The sequence below is a fragment of the Neobacillus jeddahensis genome (assembly GCF_000612625.1).
In the GTDB taxonomy this organism is placed as follows: domain Bacteria; phylum Bacillota; class Bacilli; order Bacillales; family Cytobacillaceae; genus Neobacillus; species Neobacillus jeddahensis.
The window spans coordinates 14,233-32,721 of sequence record NZ_CCAS010000045.1 but is presented as its reverse complement, the minus strand read 5'-3'; the positions used below and the strand labels follow the sequence as shown (position 1 = coordinate 32,721).

At 38.5% G+C, this 18,489-nt stretch carries 14 protein-coding genes and 3 pseudogenes; 11 read left to right on the top strand and 6 right to left on the bottom strand.

Annotated elements, in window-relative coordinates; genetic code table 11:
• The 6 genes and pseudogenes from TY15_RS24710 to TY15_RS16970 form a co-directional block, all read left to right on the top strand.
• Positions 1-622 (top strand): annotated as a pseudogene (locus TY15_RS24710) (hypothetical protein); the annotation flags it as partial.
• A 333-nt stretch (positions 623-955) separates the two neighbouring features.
• Positions 956-1,744, top strand: a complete 789-nt coding sequence (locus TY15_RS16990) for a hypothetical protein (protein ID WP_040203989.1) — start codon at positions 956-958, stop codon at positions 1,742-1,744.
• 836 nt (positions 1,745-2,580) lie between these two features.
• Positions 2,581-3,678, top strand: a pseudogene (locus TY15_RS16985) (flotillin); the annotation flags it as partial.
• A 423-nt stretch (positions 3,679-4,101) separates the two neighbouring features.
• On the top strand, positions 4,102-6,447 hold the full coding sequence (locus tag TY15_RS16980) for an immune inhibitor A domain-containing protein (protein ID WP_042375028.1): 2,346 nt from the start codon (positions 4,102-4,104) through the stop codon (positions 6,445-6,447).
• 317 nt (positions 6,448-6,764) lie between these two features.
• Positions 6,765-7,475, top strand: coding sequence for a response regulator transcription factor (locus tag TY15_RS16975; protein WP_040203985.1), 711 nt, complete (start codon positions 6,765-6,767; stop codon positions 7,473-7,475).
• Positions 7,453-8,835 carry a HAMP domain-containing sensor histidine kinase gene (locus TY15_RS16970; protein WP_040203984.1) on the top strand — a complete coding sequence of 461 codons (1,383 nt, stop codon included), beginning with the start codon at positions 7,453-7,455 and terminating at the stop codon, positions 8,833-8,835. Before TY15_RS16975 ends, TY15_RS16970 begins: the two co-directional genes overlap by 23 nt.
• Positions 8,836-8,884: 49 nt before the next feature.
• On the opposite strand, the gene TY15_RS16965 is transcribed toward TY15_RS16970, so the two are convergent.
• From TY15_RS16965 to TY15_RS16945, 5 genes are all read right to left on the bottom strand, one after another.
• The gene (locus TY15_RS16965) at positions 8,885-9,643 is read right to left on the bottom strand and encodes a (S)-benzoin forming benzil reductase (protein ID WP_040203981.1); all 759 of its coding nucleotides are present in this window, start codon (positions 9,641-9,643) and stop codon (positions 8,885-8,887) included.
• Positions 9,644-9,758: 115 nt separating this feature from the next.
• A complete protein-coding gene (locus TY15_RS16960) occupies positions 9,759-10,502 on the bottom strand; it encodes an ABC transporter ATP-binding protein (protein ID WP_040203980.1) in 744 nt (247 codons plus the stop codon).
• Positions 10,499-11,197 carry an ABC transporter permease gene (locus tag TY15_RS16955; RefSeq protein ID WP_040203978.1) on the bottom strand — a complete coding sequence of 233 codons (699 nt, stop codon included), beginning with the start codon at positions 11,195-11,197 and terminating at the stop codon, positions 10,499-10,501. Before TY15_RS16955 ends, TY15_RS16960 begins: the two co-directional genes overlap by 4 nt.
• A gap of 75 nt (positions 11,198-11,272) precedes the next feature.
• Entirely contained in the window at positions 11,273-12,139 is an 867-nt protein-coding gene (locus tag TY15_RS16950) for an ABC transporter substrate-binding protein (protein WP_040203977.1), read from the bottom strand.
• Positions 12,136-13,077, bottom strand: a complete 942-nt coding sequence (locus TY15_RS16945) for a substrate-binding domain-containing protein (protein WP_040203976.1) — start codon at positions 13,075-13,077, stop codon at positions 12,136-12,138. The genes TY15_RS16950 and TY15_RS16945 overlap by 4 nt, the downstream gene beginning before the upstream one ends.
• Positions 13,078-13,313: 236 nt before the next feature.
• On the opposite strand from TY15_RS16945, the gene TY15_RS16940 reads away from it, so the two are divergent.
• A complete protein-coding gene (locus tag TY15_RS16940; protein WP_040203974.1) occupies positions 13,314-13,976 on the top strand; it encodes an FMN-dependent NADH-azoreductase in 663 nt (220 codons plus the stop codon).
• Between the two features lie 69 nt (positions 13,977-14,045).
• Here TY15_RS16940 and TY15_RS16935 read toward each other — a convergent pair whose 3' ends face one another.
• Positions 14,046-14,828 (bottom strand): undecaprenyl-diphosphate phosphatase, encoded by a 783-nt coding sequence (locus TY15_RS16935; RefSeq protein ID WP_040203971.1) that lies wholly within the window; start codon positions 14,826-14,828, stop codon positions 14,046-14,048.
• Between the two features lie 204 nt (positions 14,829-15,032).
• Here TY15_RS16935 and TY15_RS16930 point away from each other — a divergent pair, with 204 nt between their 5' ends.
• From TY15_RS16930 to TY15_RS24980, 4 genes and pseudogenes are all read left to right on the top strand, one after another.
• Positions 15,033-15,800, top strand: a complete 768-nt coding sequence (locus TY15_RS16930; protein WP_040203970.1) for a DUF4931 domain-containing protein — start codon at positions 15,033-15,035, stop codon at positions 15,798-15,800.
• A gap of 89 nt (positions 15,801-15,889) precedes the next feature.
• Positions 15,890-17,059 carry an FtsW/RodA/SpoVE family cell cycle protein gene (locus TY15_RS16925; protein WP_040203969.1) on the top strand — a complete coding sequence of 390 codons (1,170 nt, stop codon included), beginning with the start codon at positions 15,890-15,892 and terminating at the stop codon, positions 17,057-17,059.
• A gap of 515 nt (positions 17,060-17,574) precedes the next feature.
• Positions 17,575-17,704: pseudogene (locus TY15_RS25370) on the top strand (methyltransferase domain-containing protein); the annotation flags it as partial.
• A gap of 26 nt (positions 17,705-17,730) precedes the next feature.
• Entirely contained in the window at positions 17,731-18,066 is a 336-nt protein-coding gene (locus tag TY15_RS24980; protein ID WP_040203968.1) for a hypothetical protein, read from the top strand.
• The last annotated feature ends 423 nt before the right edge of the window (positions 18,067-18,489 follow it).

Sequence of the window (18,489 nt, the reverse complement as noted above, 5' to 3'; positions counted from 1 at the left end):
AGTAGAACAAAACTTAAAAAACATTGAACAATATGAAAAAATTCAAAAGGAATTTAATTCATCTAAGGATACTTTAGCTTCATTATCTGCAACATTAAGAAGTATGGAAATATCCTTGAAAGAGTTAATGGAAGTCCAAATAGAGAAGTTCGACAAAATATATAGTGATTTGATAAAACAAGCAGATAAGGACGTAATTAAGGCTAAGTTGGATGTTAATTATATGCCAGTCATCAATGATGGAGTGTATAGACAAGCAAGTTCTTATGTTACAAGACGACTTGTATATTACTTAACACTAATCAAAATGTCGATTGACACTGACAATGTTCCATTTCCGAGGTTCTTATTAATCGATACGCCTGAAAACTTGGGTATTGATGAAAAAAATTTAATATCAACTCTCTCGCTCATTGATGAATTATTTATCAAGGAAGAGACAGAGCCAGTTGAAATTACAAAAGAAATCAAAGAAGAAGAGCAATTCGAAGAAGAAAAGCAATCGGAACCAAACTTCCAGATTATATTAACTACAGGTATCGGCAAGTTCCCCGATAAATTTAAGGAATATGTTGTTGAAACTTTAACAGGCGACAATAAATTGCTTAAAGTAATAAAATAGTCTTCTTGACGTTTATTAACAAAATGAAAAGCGCCTAATTGGCGTTTTTCATTTTTCACAGAACTGTTTCTGGCACTTAAATGATGTAGGATTTGCCATTATGTTTATTTTTCAGTATGAACCATTACTCAAGGAGATTTTGTATAATTCCTAATTTTTTTACATATTTGTGAAGTTGTTCTTAATGTACTAACGGGACAGTTTAGTGAAAGAAGGAATCAGCTTTTTTAAGTGGAATTATACTAGAATTAACTTTGGGTTTTATAATTAAATACAGGAATTTATAGTATATTGGGAGAAGTATTTTTTTTAATAAAAAAGGAGGGGGTAAGCTTGAATTATTTAGATGGCGCTAAAAAAGGATATAAGTTGATTAAAACTGCCACAGAATCATACAAAGTTGTCAAGGCTGTAAAGGAAAAAGTACAAAATATTGATAAAACAATTACTGAAATAGAGGAGACAATAACTAAGAGTAAAAATGTTGTCAGTAAAGCAAATAGTTTTCTTCATAGAAAAAATAAAAAGAAGAATGAACACGACATCATAGAAAAACCGATTACAGACAATAAAGTGGAAATTTATGAATGGATGTACAACGAAAGCGAAAAGATTAAAGAACTATTTATTAAAAACTTAAGTGAATTATGTAATAAAAAAGAAATCCCAAATATTTATTTTTGGGAAGAAGAAAGTGAAGATAAGTTATTCTTTTCAGTCGACTATTTGTCAAATTGGAAAAGATTTAATGACAGACTTAAAATTGAAACATTCACTTTAAAACCAAGACTAGAAAAACTTAATGACTATAATTTTGATGAACAGGATATTAAAAGAATTAACGATTCAAAAGAACTGGTGAACCGACTGAATGAACCTAAATCTAATTTAGAATTGGCACAAATTTTTAGAGATACGGATAAATTGTTGGCAGCTTATTATTATAGAGAATCTTTAAACGTCCTCTTATCTAAATTCTTACGAACCAAAACTTTAGAGGAAATGACACCAGAAGAAATTGAGGATAGAAGGGTAAGGTTAGAAAAAGAAAAAAAACAAGTTAGAGAAGAGAGGTTAAAAAAAGTAATGGAGGAATTAATAACGCATGTACGAATGCGGTGAACATTCCCCTCTTTTTTCAATTTACATTTCTATTTCCGAAAATAATTAGTAGCAGTTTCTTATAGTATACATACTTTTCTTAAGTAAGGTAGATTGTGAAGAAATGTACTTAAGCTAAAGGGTGCTTTAACACAATAAGGAATAAAATTTAAAGAGCCAAAAATATGCAGGTTTTTATGCACTACTTGCGTATTTTTGGCTTTCTTACATTTATAAAAGCTACTGACCCAAAACAGTATTTTGTAACAGCCAGCCATTGTGACTGCTAGCTTCCTGGCTTAGGAAACATTCCCGCAGAGGCTTCCTGTCAAGTTGCCATCTAATTTCTCGATATTGCAAAACTATGTATTTTCTGTGCTTTTTAAAGGACGGAGGAGCATCATGAAAGTCGATTATTTATGTCCAAAAACGTGTACTGAAACGCCTAATTTGGACAACTTAAATATCAACGCTATTTTTTGAATTAAAATGCTGACAAAAAGTTTTTCCAAAATGATATGAAAACAGCAATTGGACATTTATGTCGTCAAAAAGAGGACAGCTTGTATCGTCAAATTTTGGACAGAATAGCTTAGTAGTAACACTTTTGTATTTGGGTAACTAAAATCATTTAATAATGATGAAATATATTACAATTTGGTTACCTTTGCTATTAAAATCGTAATTTCAAAATTGTAAATTCTTCACATACCTTTAATAGAATTTCGATGCTTTACAACTACAAAAATGCTAAGATTTTTATGTATTTACACCCAAAAGGAGTTTGGGCAAAATTAATACAAGTATTGATATTACTTAATTTTATATTTTTGCCCGATTGGAAACGCTGATACAAAGAAGGTCACTTACGCTCCATTCTTGGCTCGATGACAGTAGAAGAAATTTATAAAAATCGTGATAAATTTTCCCAGGAGGTTCAAAGAGTTGCCTCCCAAGATTTAGCGAAAATGGGCTTAGTGATTGTCTCTTTCACAATTAAAGATGTCCGTGATAAGAATGGTTATCTTGATTCTCTCGGGAAACCGAGAATTGCCCAGGTGAAAAGAGATGCTGATATTGCGACAGCCGAAGCAGAAAAGGAAACACGGATCAAAAAAGCAGAAGCGGCTAAGGAAGCAAAGCGCAATGAATTAGAACGGGCAACTGAAATTGCCGAAGCGGAGAAAATTAATCAGCTGAAAATTGCGGAGTTCCGTCGAGAGCAGGATATCGCAAAGGCAAAGGCTGACCAGGCATATGATCTAGAAAGTGCTCGCTCCAAACAGGATGTAATGGAACAGGAAATGCAAATCAAGATTATTGAAAGACAAAAGCAAATTGAACTAGAAGAAAAAGAAATCCAGCGTCGTGAACGTCAATATGATTCCGAGGTTAAGAAGAAAGCAGATGCAGATCGCTACTCTGTTGAACAATCAGCAGCTGCGAACAAGGCGAAAGAAATGGCCGAGGCGGAAGCTAATAAGTATCGGATCGAAGCAATGGCGAAGGCGGAAGCTGAACGAATTCGACTTGATGGTCTGGCAAAAGCAGATGCAGAAAAGGCGCAAGGGTCAACAGAAGCAGAAATCATTCGTTTAAAAGGTTTGGCAGAAGCAGAGGCGAAGGAAAAAATCGCCGAAGCATTCGAGCAATTCGGTCAGGCTGCGATTTTAGACATGATTATCAAAATGCTTCCTGAGTATGCGAAGCAAGTGGCAGCTCCATTAGCTAATATTGATAAAATAACCGTAGTCGATACTGGGGGTAATTCCGGTGCCAATGGTGGAGCGAATAAAATAACCAGCTATGCCACAAACTTAATGGCAAGCCTGCAGGAATCATTGAAAGCATCTAGCGGTATCGATGTGAAGGAATTAATAGAAAATTATTCAGGAAAATCCAATGTGAGAAAAAGCATTGAGGAATTAACCGATGAAATTAAGAATAAAGGCTAATTAGCTGCGAAAAAACCTTATCGAATTATCGTTAAGGTTTTTTGTTCATTTTAAAGAACCTATTTGGGATCTATATTTTTTTATTAGGTCAAAATACTTAAATTTCCTAATTCGAAATTTCTGTTTCTGATAGAAAAATAGATAGAAAGGGATAAAAGAGGTTTAAAGACTTATAACAATAATCTATATATGGATTAATTACCTATTTTAATCCTCGGTTTTTCAATTATTAGGGTATAAATATCTACATTTTACAATTAATTAACTTTTAATTGAAACTATTTACAATTTTTATAATAGTCTGATAGAATTGAAAAGAACCGTTCTTTTCGAAGAACGATTCAATTATATTAAAATGGGGGGAATAAACAGGTGAAGAAGAAAAATACCTTAAAGGTCTTATCCAGCCTTGCTGCTAGTACGATGGTAGCGACTACTATGTTCGCAGGAGCATTTGCTGGAAGCACGGTGGCACCAAAACCGGTATCGGCTGCAACATCAGCCGAATCAGCTCCGATCGATTTGAATATAGTAGATATCGATCGTCTAGGTAAAGCACTGCAAAAGAGAGGGCTTATTGCTAAGAATGCATCACAAGCAGATATTACAAAAGCAGCAAAGGCCTACATAAAGAAAAAACAGGGTGAAAAACCTGGCAAAACAGACAAGACCCTAACAACAGAACAAAAAGATTTTGATGAAAAAGCAAAGGATTTTGTCACAAAGCAAAAGGACAAGCTTGCCAAGCAGCTTGCAAAAGGACATACAAACTTTAAAAAAGGTAAGCCAAATGGGGCAGTAAAAGTAGATTCTGCCAAGCAAGCAGCTTATAACGGTGATGTTCGTACAGATGAAGTACTAGTACTTTTAGTAGAATATGCTGACTTTAAGCACAACAATATTGAACAAGAACCAGGTTATATGTGGTCAGACGATTTCAATAAAGAGCATTATGAAAAAATGCTGTTTGGCGATCAAGACTTCACCCTTTTTAATGGAGATAAGGTTAAAACATTTAAACAATACTATGAAGAGCAATCCGGTGGCAGCTATACCGTTGACGGCACTGTATCTGATTGGTTAACAGTACCAGGAAATTATGCAGATTACGGCAGTGATGATCCAACTGGCGGTAATGATAATAAAGCAGGAACGAAAGGTCCGCGTGGACTTGTAAAGGATGCCTTAAATGCAGCTGTAGCATCTGGCATTAATTTAGCAGATTATGATAATCTAGATATCTATGATCTTGATGGCGACGGCAATATCTATGAAGCTGACGGCTTGGTTGACCACTTGATGGTCCTTCATGCTGGTGTTGGTCAGGAAGCTGGCGGCGGTGAACTAGGCGATGATGCGATTTGGTCACATCGCTGGACCTTGAACGGCGTTACTCCAATTGCTAACACAGAAGCTACAGTAGATTACTGGGGCGGTCCAATGGCGGCTTACGATTATACAATCGAGCCTGAAGATGGGGCCGTCGGCGTATTTGCTCACGAATATGGCCATGACTTAGGGGCACCGGATGAGTATGATACACAATACACTGGCAATGGTGATTCGGTTGCGCAATGGTCGATCATGAGCGGCGGAAGCTGGAGCGGTCATATTGCTGGTACCCAGCCGCCAAGCTTCTCACCACAAGTAAAAGAATTCTATCAAAAAACAATTGGCGGTAACTGGGCGAATATTACCGAAGTAAACTATGAAGATATCGATAAAAATGGGATTGCGGCTGTAATTGATCAGAGTGTCACCAAGTCCAACAACCCTGGTATTGTCAAAGTAAACTTGCCTGACAAAAAGGTTCCTGGTATTAAAGCTGAATTTGGGGCAAAATATTATTATAGTACAAAAGGCGATAACCTTGACACAGTACTGGAAACCCCTGTATTTGATTTAACCAATGCGACTTCTGCTACATTTGATTACAAACAATGGTATGAAGTCGAATCTGGTTATGACTACCTAAATGTAAATGCAGTTACAGAAGATGGTAAGAGTGTTGAACTAGATGTCCTTGGGGATGAAAATACTGAAGGAAGCGGTTATGAAACGTCACAAGGCAAATGGGAAGACAAATCCCTTGACCTTAGCCAATTTGCTGGTCAAAAAGTAAAACTTGTCTTTGAATATGTAACGGACGGCGGTTTGGCTCCAGATGGATTTGCCTTAGATAATCTTCAACTGACAGTGGATGGTCAAGTCAATTTCTCTGATGATGCAGAGGGCACACCACAAGTAACATTAGATGGTTTCGAAGTCTCTGATGGCTGGATCCAAAAACCGCACTACTACTACCTAGAGTGGAGAAACTATGCAGGTTCTGATACTGCTCTGAAATACTCCCGCGATGCAGCCTATAATACTGGTTTAGTAGTTTGGTATGGTGATGATACATTTACTGATAACTGGGGCGGTGTTCACCCAGGTGAAGGCTTTCTAAGTGTAGTGGACTCACATCCTGAAGCGCAAATTTTTAACCTAAATGGCAAAGATTCTATTGCTCAAACGACACGTTACCAAGTGGCTGATGCAGCATTTTCACTAGACAAGTCACCTACATGGTCCGTCAATTCTCCAACGCGCGGAATCTATGATTACAAAGGCCTTTTAGGCGTAACCGAATTTGATTCTACGAAGTCTTACATTAACTCTATCATTCCAGATGCCGGAGTAAAAGTTCCGTCCCAGTATCCAATTAAGGTCCAAGTCATCGGCGAAGCGAAAGACAACACAGCTGGTGCTGTTTGGATTCATAAATAAGAAATTGAAGAGGCATCGGGCCCTGCCCGATGTCTTTTTTTTGCAGATAGAAAAAGGGGGTGTCCCGTCGTTCGGGACACCCTAGTTATATAAAAAAGAGAGATTAAATTTGGGATGAGTAAGATGGTCAATCACCATATACTTCATCAACAGTGGATAACACAAACTTGGGAGTCCTTGGCTATCCACTTGCTTAACTACAAAACCATCTTATCGAGAAAGATTGAAGATGTTATGAAGAAGTTGTGGTGAATTTGTGAAGTTACAAACATCACAGACTGGAGATGGTATATTAGTGGTATGAGGAGTGGTCATTCATGAAGATATTATTAGTTGACGATGAACGCAGAATAATAGAAGTTCTCGAAGCGTACCTAGAGAGAGAAGGCTATGAAATTCATAGTGCGGATAACGGAATTGATGCGTTGAAAAAGGCGAAAACAATAAACCCTGACCTCATTATTCTTGACTTAATGCTGCCCGATATATCTGGCGAAGAGGTGTGCCGATTGGTGAGGAAGGAGTCAGATGTACCGATTCTCATGCTTACAGCCAAATCGGCAGAAGATGATCGAATCAACGGTATTGTCATGGGCGCTGACGATTATTTAACGAAGCCATTTAGCCCAAGAGAAGTAGTGGTTCGTGTCCAGGCCATCTTAAGACGCGTGAAAAAGGCAGAAAAAGTTGAGCGTCTTGAATTTAACGGAAAAAAACTAGCGATTGATTTAATCAAAAAAGAAGTAACGGTTAACGGCGAGGACGTTACGCTGACACCGATTGAATATAAGTTGTTAACCAATATGGCTGTTAATCCTGGCCGAGTATATAGTCGATTGGATTTACTAGAAAAGATTCAAGATGAGGGTATGTATTATGAAGGCTACGAACGCAGCGTCGATACACATATCAAAAACCTCCGCAAAAAAATAGAATTGGATTCACGCCAGCCAGATTTTATCGTAACGGTATTTGGAATGGGCTACAAATTTGGAGGGGTACTAGATGCTGCAAACGCTCCGGTCTAAAATACTATTTTATTTAGTGCTCATCTCGATGGTCGGGATCTTAATTGTTAGCTTCTTTATTCAATATGGATTCGAGGAGAGTTTTCATAGTTATTTAGATCGCAATCGCGAAAAAAAGATAGATAGAATTATAACGGAAATTCAGAAGGATTATAAGAAAAATGGTCATTTTACTAGTGATCCAGTTTATGGTCTATTGCACGAAAATGCTATGTCGGATCAACTTTATTTTCAGTTATATGATCGTTTAGGGCAAATTCAGATGGATTCCTCTAATATTCGGGGCATGTTGAATAGTTTTGGCCTAACGGAGCCTGAGCCCGATGGGGAGGAGTGGCACTCCAAAACCTACACGCTAAAAGTTGATAATGTCATTATTGGCAGACTTGTTGCCATCTATCCTGAAGGCTTAATTGATGATGAATATACATTTATTCAAACGATTCAATTGTATATATTGGCAGCCGTTTGTTTGACTATAGTGTTAGCGATTATCTTTAGTATGCTATTTTCAAAAAAACTAACGTCAGGATTAAAGAAACTTTCCTTTGCTGCTGGTGAACTGCAGCAGCATAATCTTGATATCCGTATCCCATTATCAGGCTTACCGACAGAGGTCAAGCAGATTGCTATTTCCTTTAATAAACTGGCTGAATCCTTGGCGAAGGAAGAAATGCTTCGAAAGCAATTTACGGGGGATCTGGCACATGAACTTCGAACGCCACTGGCAACACTACGAAGTCAAATTGAAGCTTTCCAAGATGGAATTTGGGAGCCAACTCCGCAACGACTGCAGGTAAGCCATGAAGAGCTCATGCGTCTAGTCAGGCTTGTTAATGAATTGGAAAAACTACTTGCGGCCGAGAATCCGCAAATAAAGCTGGAAAAAATAGCTTTGGAAGCGGGCAGTGTGTTAGCGGCACTGTGGGAAATATTTTTACCCATCTTTAAGGAAAAGGGAGTGGGTCTTCATATTGAAGAGCCTGCTCAGGAGGAATTATTTGCAGCAGATAAGGACCGTCTCATGCAAATATTATCCAATATCCTAAATAACGCCCTAAAATATACACCAGAAGGCAAGAATGTCACAATTTCAGTCGTGACAGAAAAAGCTGGCTATGTAGGCTTTCAGATTCAGGATGAAGGGGCAGGGATGAAAGAGGATGATATTCCGCACATCTTTGAACGATTCTATCGGGGCGACAAATCCCGCGATCGAAAAACGGGTGGGGTAGGAATTGGTCTTTCAATCGTTAAGGCGCTAATGGACGCCCATAAGGGAGTAATCAAAGTGAAAAGCAAGTTAAATAAAGGAACAAGCATAACCTTGTGGTTCCCTCAGGAAGATGATAGTGAATAAAGGGTGGGGCACCAAATGGTCAGTTTTATGACATTTTGGTGCCCCCCTTTTAGTTTAAAAGGTCATTAATACGATAGATTTGTCCACTTTCCATTTCATCGCTAAGGATGAGATCCACTAAGGAATTGGCAACCACCTCAGCCTGTAAAAGTAAACTCTTTTCCTTCAGTTCTTTAAATTTTTCCAGTTCCTTGAAGGCATTTTCGGAGGAAGACCTAATCGTTTCCTGCATGCTAGTATCCATAACGCCTGGGCTAAAAGCGATAATTTTATTTGTAGTTTTTAATTCAGCTTGCTCGATGGCGGCCGTTTGCGTGAACATATTTAAGCCTGCCTTTGCACTGCAATAAACACTCCAGCCTTCAATTGAACGGACTGCGGCACCAGAAGTTATGTTTATCACCAGTACTTTCGTGTTCGTTACCTGAGCTTTGCTAAAAAACAAATTAGTAATCAGAATGGGGGCAATTAAATTTACTTGGATATTTCGAATAATGGGTGTTTGATCTAAATTTCCAACTGTCTGTATCGGGTCAATGACACCGGCATTATTAAAGAGCAGTATTTCATTTGGATTCTTTTGAAAGATAGAATGGGCAATTTCCATAAAGACTTCTTGGATTTCCGTCTCTAATGAAAGATTACAAGAGTAATGAGTATAGTCAATTCCCTTCGCGATAGCTAGACCCCTTATTTCCTCATTCTCTGTTCGGGAAACAGAAATAATGGCTATTTGCTCGTTGATTAGTCGTTTGGCAATGGCCTCCCCTAATCCCTTTGAGGCACCAGTAATCACTGCATATTTCATCGTAAAACTCCCTCTGACTTCCAGTTTTATCCTGTGAAAAATATCTACTAACTATTGTTTTCTTAGAGGACATTTTTATCAAATGTTAAAATGGCAGTCCCAAATGGAACTGCCATTAACGTGCAAGCGGATAGAATTTTTTCCATTCATTTAAGAAGGACTGTGTGGAAGTATTAGGCTGTTCAAGGACCTGTTTGGTCGGTCCAGACTGTTTCACTTCACCATTAACCATGATCGCTAGCCGATTGGTCAGGTAATGGATTTCCATCAAATCGTGGCTGACAAATACGGCCGTTGTGTTTGATTCTTTAATAATCTGCTTAAAATCCTCCATTAAACGAATCTTTGTTGGAAAATCCAAGGCAGAAAAAGGTTCATCGAGAAACAAAATTTCCGGGTCGACAATCATGGCTCGTGCGAGATTAACTCTTTGCGCTTCACCACCAGATAAATAAAGAGCATTCTTTTTCGCTAAATGACTGATGCCAAATAACTCCATCCAATGTGCTACTTGTTTCTTAATGATGGGTTTAGGAATCTTCCGTAAGGTTAACCCAATCGCGATATTGTGAAAGACAGTCCCATCTAAAAGTAAGGATTGTTGTAGCGCAATAGAGAACTTTCTGCGTAGCTCAAGCGGTACATTTCCCTTTGGGATGGATTGGCCAAGATACATGATTTCACCGCTGGTTTGTTTTTCAAGGAACGATAACATCTTGAGGAGCGTACTTTTACCAGCTCCATTCGGACCCATGATGCCAAGGAATTCCCCAGAAAAGACTTGAAATTCAGCTATATCAAGAATCAATTTGGATTGAGCGCTATAGGTAAGGTCTTTCACTTCAATTAATGGACTCATGATAAGCGCCTCCTTTGTTGTAAAAACGTTAATGCGGCAGTAATGAGTAAGGCAACTGTCAGTAAAATAAAAGAAAGGGCAAGGGCTACATCAAAATTCCCTTTTGAAACCTCCATCACAATGGTAGTCGTTAAGATCCGTGTATCCCCTTGGATATTCCCACCTACCATCATCGCCGCTCCAACCTCGGCAATAACTCGCCCAAATCCAGCCATGATCGCTGCAAGAATGGCTATTTTCGATTGTTTGATCAGAATCACTAATGTTTGTAGTTTGGTGGCGCCAAGTGCTTTAATCTGTAACAGCATTTTATCGTTAACCTGTTGAAAGGAAGAACAAGTTAAACTCGTAACAATAGGCAAGGAGACTAAAATTTGCGCCATCACAATGGCGGTTGGGGAATAGAGCATGGCTAAATCACCTAGAGGACCTGAGCGCCATAAAAACATTGTAATCCAAAGCCCGGCGACAACAGGGGGGAGACCAAGCCCAATATTGATAAATAACAATAAAACCTTACGACCTCTAAATCTGGTTAAACCTAGTAAAATGCCAAGAGGTAAACCAATTAGGGTGCTAATCAGAATGGCAATGAGACAGACTTTTAGCGTTAGCCATGTAATCGTATAAATTTCTTGATCACCGGTTAGGATCATTTCAATCGCTTTTTTTAGTCCATCTATGAGTAAGTCCATCTAATATGCCTCCAGAATTCGTTTCAAATATAGGGAGGAAGCAAGACCATAAACACGGTCTTGCTTCCATTTTTTCTATTCTGTATATTTGTAGAACAATGATTGACCGTAATCCTTCTTACCGAAGTCTTCAATCACATCTTGAGTTTTACTGTCTATCATAAAGTTTACAAATTTTTCAGCATCTTTGCTGTTAATATTTTCATGTTTTTCAGGATTTACTTGCATAACATGATAGATATTCATTAAATCATTTCCGCCTTCAACGACGATCTGTAAGGTATCCAAATTCTTTTCTTGAGCTAACCATGTAGCGCGGTCTGTTAACACATATCCTTTTTTCTCAGCGGCAACTTGTAGAGTTTGTCCCATTCCTTGTCCAGTAGAAATATACCAATCACCAGCTGGTTGAATGCTATCAAGGGTCCAAATGCCCTTTTCCTTTTTATCTGTACCAGAGTCATCACCACGAGAGATGAAAGGAGACTTTTTCTCAGCAATGGCTTTAAAGGCTACTTTGATATCATCGCCGCTTACACCGGCAGGGTTTTCTTTTGGTCCAACTAAAATAAAGTCATTATACATTACACGTTTGTAATTAATGGCATCTCCGGCATCAACTACTGCTTTTTCAGAAGCTGGAGCATGAACAAGAAGAACGTCTGCTTCCCCTTTTGTACCCATTTCTAATGCTTGGCCAGTACCAACGGCAACAGTTTTTACTTTTACGTTATTTTCTTTTTCAAACAGGGGAATTAATACATCAAGTAATCCGCTATCTTGCGTACTTGTCGTGGTGGCAAGAATCATTTCTGTTGGTGCTGCTTTAGGTTCTGTCTTTTTCTCTTTTGCGACTGCATCCTTCGTGTCTGTGTTTCCGCATGCCGCTAAAACGAGCAGCATGAGAGCAAATAGTGTCATTAATAAGCGATTCTTTTTCATACGAGTTCCTCCGTTTTACTAGTTTGATAGATAATTTTTCCTAACTCTTGAATGGAATAGCCTTCTAAATCTGTTAAGCTATCTTTGAAGCTGTCAGATTGCAAGTAAAGGATTAAATTCGTTAATTTTTGCTTGTTATCAGTGGTAACCCGAAAAACAAGGTCAAAATTTTCTCGAGCAACCGGTATGAAATCAAGCCCTAAATGGCTGGCGGCTGATTGAATTCCAAAGGTAACATCGGCAATCCCTCTGCTAATAAAGGAAGCTGCAGCTAAATGGTTCCACTCTTCCTTGTCATACCCATTAATTTTGCTAGGATCAAGTCCCTGGCTAGAAAGCTTCGAGTCGAGTAAAAATCTTGTCCCTGCCCCTTTCTGACGATTAATGAACTGAATGTCCTGTCTCATTAGGTCAGGAAAATCATGAATATTTTTCGGATTCCCTTTGGCAACAATAAATCCTTGTTCTCTAGCAGCTAGTCGAAGTACTAGAATAGATTCATAGACAAAAAGCTGATGGATAAAGGGCAGATTATACTCTTGTGATGTTGGATCTAATAAATGGATGGCCGCTATATCACACTGGCCACGGTACAGCATCATTAAGCCTTCTAAACTACCAATAAAAGAAGGTTGGATTTGCAGGTTTAAAGCGCTTCCAGACTGTTTGACAAAATGTTCGACAAGAAAGTCATGACTACCGGATAGTCGGATAGGTTCGATAGTGTTAATAGGTTGCTCTGCTTGTTCTACTACATTTTTCTTGGCCGGTGCTTTAGTGTTTTTCTTAAATCTTTCTAGTTCACTGTGTTCAATCCGCATCTTATTGCCGATTTTAAAAGCTTGAAGCTCACCCCGTTTTATCAGCTCATATACGGTATGTTTGGAAATCTGAAAGATTTGTGCCACTTCATCGGGAGTATATGCCTTTTCTTCCATTGTGCAGCCTCCTTTTCCCTTTTATATTTTAGTAAAAGAATAGCGTCCTAAATGTGACTTTTGTTACGTTTTATAAGGTTTTATTTAGTTTTGTGGAGAATTGTCACGTATTGTTCATGGGGAAAAATACCATTCACCATTTGTTCACAAACTTCACGTTTTGTTCAATGGTGAGCAAAGGAGTTTGATGTAAACTAGAATAAGAAAATAATTAATGGAAAAGGGAAGGGATGTACATGTCGAAGCTTCTATATATTACAGCAAATCCAAAAAATGATATGAAACTGTCAAAAGGTATGCAAATTGGGGAAGTATTTTTAGAGGAGTTCAAGGCAGCCCAACCGGAAGTCGAAATTGAACGCTGGCACTTATATGATATGGATATCCCTGAAATCGATATGGATCTTTTATATGCACGGGCAAAATTATCATTTATGGGCTATACAAAAGAACAATTATCAGAAGCGGAACGGACCAAACTTGATAAAATGCATGCATTGGCAGATCGCTTTATCGCTGCCGATTATTATGTATTTGTGACACCAATTTGGAATCTTGGCGCACCATCTATTTTGAAAAAATTTATAGATAATCTATTTATAGTAGAAAAGACCTTTACGAATACGGATGCAGGTCCAAAAGGACTTCTTACTGGTAGAAAAGCGCTTCATATCCAAACACGCGGCGGCATTTATTCCACCGGTCCGATGGTGGAATTCGAAATGGGGGATCGCTACCTAAGAAAGGTATTTGAATTCCTAGGGTTCGACAGTCTTGAGACAGTGGTTGCAGAAGGTATGGATCATTTTCCAAAATTGGTTCCAGAAATTATGGCAAAAGCGAAGGAACAAGCGGCAGAAGCAGCCAGAGAAATGGCGAAGGTTTCAGTTACATTATAAAATAGAAGCGACTCGAAAGTTCAAATCGAGTCGCTTTTTGTGGTTCATTCTGTTATATAAAAACAAGAATTAGAATTTTCCTGTAAACTGGAAAAATAGAACTAGGAGGCCTAATGCCCAAACATAAATGGCAAATGGTTTTAAGGAATGATTTTTCAAGTATCCGATCAACCATTTAACAGCAACATAGCCGAAGAGGGCTGAGGCAATAATTCCTACAAGCAACGCTGATAATGTAATCTCTTCGCCTTGGCCTCCCAAAAGATCTTTCGTTTGTAGGACGATGGCACCTGCAATGGCTGGCGTAGATAGTAAAAAGGAAAAATAAGCGGCTGTTTCCCGATCAAGCTTTCGCCACAGTGCAGCGACAATTGTCATTCCCGAACGAGAAATGGCCGGCATAATCGCAACTGCTTGAAAGGTCCCAATAATCAGAGCGTCCTTATAGCTAATATCATCCATCTTCTTAAACCCATTTTTCGCTGAATCCGCAATCCAAAGGAATATCCCCGTGACTAAAAACTCCCAACCAATCGTGACCCCGGTTTTCGAGATCTCATCAATATAATCTTTAAAAATAAGTCCAAAAATAACCGCAGGGATGGTTCCAACAATCAATAAGAAGGTTAGTTTACTAAATGGATTTTTAATCATTTTCATCAAGTCATTTTTATAAAAAACAAAGACAGCGAGTAAAGTGCCGAGATGAAGCATCGTATCGAGCAGAATCCCTGCTTCCTGTAAGCCAAACAGATTTCTCCCTAAATATAGATGGCCTGTACTGCTAATGGGCAAAAATTCAGTTAAACCTTGAATAAAACCGAGGATCAATGCTTCTAGTTTTGTTAACATATCTTCCCTCTCAATCTATAAAAGATGTGGCCTGTACACTTTAAAGATATGCACCTTGCTTCCATTTCATGAAATGCAACTGACTATTCTGCTGAAATTCCAGTTTGATGATGAAAAATATCAGGTACTCAATCAAATTAAGTGCAAATACAATCTCTTCTCCCATAAAATAGAAATATACCCCGTTCGAGAGGAGAAACACGTTTGGAAAATTCTCATCTTCATTTTAATACGTCCATCGGTGTCAAAAAGCCAGAAAATATTCGAAATAAGGACCAGGCCTGCCCTTTCTGTGAACGAGACCAACTCACAGATCTCATCGCTGTCGACGGTCCAATTATTCTTTTGAAAAACAAATACCCAGTCTTGGAGAATGCCTTTCAAACGGTATTAATTGAAACAGATGATTGCCATGCGGATATATCAACCTATTCAAATGAGTATCTCCATAGATTGATTCGATTCGGATTGAAATATTGGTTAGAAATGGAGCAATCGGGCCGGTATCGTTCTGTTATTTTTTTCAAAAATCATGGCCCTTTGTCTGGAGGGACGCTTGCTCATCCCCATATGCAAATTATCGGTTTACATGATATTGACTATAAGGAAAAAGTCTCCCAAGACATGTTTGAGGGTATCGTGATTGCGGAGGAAGAGGGGGTTCGATTGACCCTATCGACTAAGCCGCGCGTTGGTTTTTATGAATTTAATGTGGAAATGAAAGATTCCGGTTACGAGCTGAGGTTTTCCGATTACATGCAAATAGCTGTCCACTATATCTTGAATCATTTTCCCTTTAAGACAACGAGTTATAATGTATTCTTTCATCATGTTGAGGATAAAATCTACGCGAAAATTGTTTCACGGTTTGTGACTACTCCACTTTATATCGGATATGGAATTCCTCAAGTTCCCAATAATTTGCAGTGGATGGCAGGAGAGGTTAGGAATATCTACTTTAATCGCATGTAAATAAAACCAGAAGTCTGTTAGAAGTTGAGATTTGTTGTCATTCAAAATATAATGGAGGAATGGACAAGTTTTTTGTAAGGTGGAACGATATGACTTCAAATAAAAATACAACTTCAAAACTTGATTACAGTCTTATCTTTATATTGTTATTACTTTTCCTTGCTAGTTGTTTAGCCATTTATAGTGCACAAGCAAGTGGTCAATACAAGGAAAACTTTTTAATCAAGCAAATTGTCTGGTATGTGGTGGGTGGCGGAATTATTGCAGCTGTCATGACCCTCGATTCAGATCAATTACGAAAGCTCACTTGGTATGCATACGGATTTGGGATTTTTCTTTTGGGCTTTTTAATTGTTGCCCCAGCTAGTATCGCTCCGGTCATTAATGGAGCAAAAAACTGGTTTGTGCTGCCGGGGATTGGTTCGTTGCAGCCATCGGAATTTGTCAAGATTTTTCTGATCCTGGGTCTCGCTAGGGTTGTTGACCAACATCATCAAAAAACATTGCTAAAAACACTGCAAACTGATTTTTGGCTGTTAATGAAAATGGGGATCGTAACTGTGTTTCCGTTAGCACTTATCATCAAGCAGGATTTAGGGACGTCGCTTGTCTTTATCGCGATTTTAGTTGGAATGATTTTTATATCAGGTGTTTCTTGGAAATTACTTGTGCCAATTTTTTCGACAGGAATGACCCTGATTGGGACTATCTTTTATTTTGTCCTATGGAAACCAGACATTCTTGAAAAGTACCTTGGGGTCGGCGAGTATCAGCTAAGAAGGATTTATTCATGGCTCGACCCCTATAGCTACCAAGGTTCAGACGCCTATCAGCTGACGAAATCTTTGTTGGCAATTGGTTCAGGACAAACGGGTGGTAAGGGATTTGGCAATCGCGAGGTTTACTTACCGGAAAGCCAGACTGATTTTATTTTTAGTGTGGTCGGTGAAGAATATGGGTTCATCGGAGCGAGTGTATTAATTAGTTTGTTTTTCATGCTGATTTACCATATAACCAAGGTAGGTATGGAAACAAAGAATAATTTTTATACGTATATTTGTGTGGGAGTAATCAGCATGATCACCTTCCACGTTTTCCAAAATATTGGTATGACAATAGGCGTTCTACCAATCACTGGTATCCCATTGCCGTTTATCAGTTATGGGGGGAGCTCCTTAATGGGGAACATGTTAGGAATAGGATTGATCTTTTCAATTCGCTATCACTATAAAAAATATATGTTTTCTACTACAGCATAATCCTAAGGAAAAAGAGCGAGGTAATTCGCTCAGATTGTCGAGAAAGGGTATTTTTCTCGGCAATTTTTTATGTTGTCAGAATCTAAATACAAATCATAGATTGTCCCTGCAATTGGGCCTGTTGATTTCCGCTCCGGGCACTCGCTTTCCGCGGGGAGGTCCTGGAGCCTCCTCGGCGCTTGGCGCCTGCGGGGTCTCCAGTGACCTCTCTATCCCGCAGGAGTCGAGTGCCCTCCGCTCCAATCAACCGGGAAGCAAATCAACTTAAAAGATTGCAACACACTTTTTCTAACCTTGCCAAGTGTGTTGCAATCTTTTTTATATTTTGGCAGGCTGCAGTAAGAAGAGTCTGTTCACTTGCATTCTTCAATCCCCTTAACCAGTAGTAGCGAAGCCTGTGCAGCACTTTTGAGTCCGCGAATCTTTTGGAACGAATGGCGTAGAGATAACCAATAAACATCATTTTAATAGGCTCTTTTATACAATATTGTTCGAATAGTGAAAATATCAAATTCATTAATGCCGCCGCCGAAACTACTTCATTAAATGAAAATAGTGTAGATATTATAACGATTGCACAGGCATTTCATTGGTTTGACAAATCATTATGTAAGATAGAATTCCAAAGGATTTTAAAAGAAAATGGGTACGTTATTATATTATGGAACGAAATGCAGACAGACAGTGAATTTACGAAGGAATATACAAATATTCTATATCAATATAAAGTTAAATCTACTGCTGCAATTTCAGATTTTAACCCAGACAAAGAGAAACTTAACTTCTTTGGACAAGAGTTTACAAAACTTTACTATGACAATTGGCATTCTGTAACAGAGGAAGGTTTTATCGGAGGAGCACTATCATTATCATACACGCCATCGAAAGCAGATATGGTTTATGATGAATTCGTTAGAGAACTTCAAAATCTATTCTCAAAATATGAACAAGATGATAAAATCACTTTCCATTACAAAACTGAAGTGTGTATTTGTAGATTTCAGTGAATATGTTATTAAAGTTCTCCTTCAATCAAAGATGTTAAATTAGAATAAAATAGTCATTTCTATAATAAAAATGGCTGTTTTTTTATACCTCACGCAAATATTTGACTGTAATCAAATTGGATTTCTGACACGCACTTAAAAGCATCTGATTTACTCGCTCCTTAGTCGCCATTTTCTTGCTCTGTTGAAGGATTGATTTCACCACTTTTTATTATGTATTCGTTCAGTATAGGACCTTATTGAAAAACACTCTGGTGATTGGCGCGGAAGGCACGAAGACTCCTGCGGGAGTACGGGGCAGGGGAGACCCCACAGGCGCTTCAGCGCCGAGGAGGCTCCCCGGCACGCCCGCGGAAAGCGAAGTGCCTGGAGCGTCAATCACCAGACATGTTCCAAGGCCTAAACTAATATTATTCATACAAA

What these genes read in the sequence shown, in the direction of transcription:
- TY15_RS16980 (WP_042375028.1), top strand. Translation starts at nt 4,102, where the DNA reads ATGGTAGCGACTACTATGTTCGCAGGAGCATTTGCTGGAAGCACGGTG.
- TY15_RS16975 (WP_040203985.1), top strand. Translation starts at nt 6,765, where the DNA reads ATGAAGATATTATTAGTTGACGATGAACGCAGAATAATAGAAGTTCTC.
- TY15_RS16970 (WP_040203984.1), top strand. Translation starts at nt 7,453, where the DNA reads ATGCTGCAAACGCTCCGGTCTAAAATACTATTTTATTTAGTGCTCATC.
- TY15_RS16965 (WP_040203981.1), bottom strand. Translation starts at nt 9,643, where the DNA reads ATGAAATATGCAGTGATTACTGGTGCCTCAAAGGGATTAGGGGAGGCC.
- TY15_RS16960 (WP_040203980.1), bottom strand. Translation starts at nt 10,502, where the DNA reads ATGAGTCCATTAATTGAAGTGAAAGACCTTACCTATAGCGCTCAATCC.
- TY15_RS16955 (WP_040203978.1), bottom strand. Translation starts at nt 11,197, where the DNA reads ATGGACTTACTCATAGATGGACTAAAAAAAGCGATTGAAATGATCCTA.
- TY15_RS16950 (WP_040203977.1), bottom strand. Translation starts at nt 12,139, where the DNA reads ATGAAAAAGAATCGCTTATTAATGACACTATTTGCTCTCATGCTGCTC.
- TY15_RS16945 (WP_040203976.1), bottom strand. Translation starts at nt 13,077, where the DNA reads ATGGAAGAAAAGGCATATACTCCCGATGAAGTGGCACAAATCTTTCAG.
- TY15_RS16940 (WP_040203974.1), top strand. Translation starts at nt 13,314, where the DNA reads ATGTCGAAGCTTCTATATATTACAGCAAATCCAAAAAATGATATGAAA.
- TY15_RS16935 (WP_040203971.1), bottom strand. Translation starts at nt 14,828, where the DNA reads ATGTTAACAAAACTAGAAGCATTGATCCTCGGTTTTATTCAAGGTTTA.
- TY15_RS16925 (WP_040203969.1), top strand. Translation starts at nt 15,890, where the DNA reads ATGACTTCAAATAAAAATACAACTTCAAAACTTGATTACAGTCTTATC.
- TY15_RS24980 (WP_040203968.1), top strand. Translation starts at nt 17,731, where the DNA reads ATGCAGACAGACAGTGAATTTACGAAGGAATATACAAATATTCTATAT.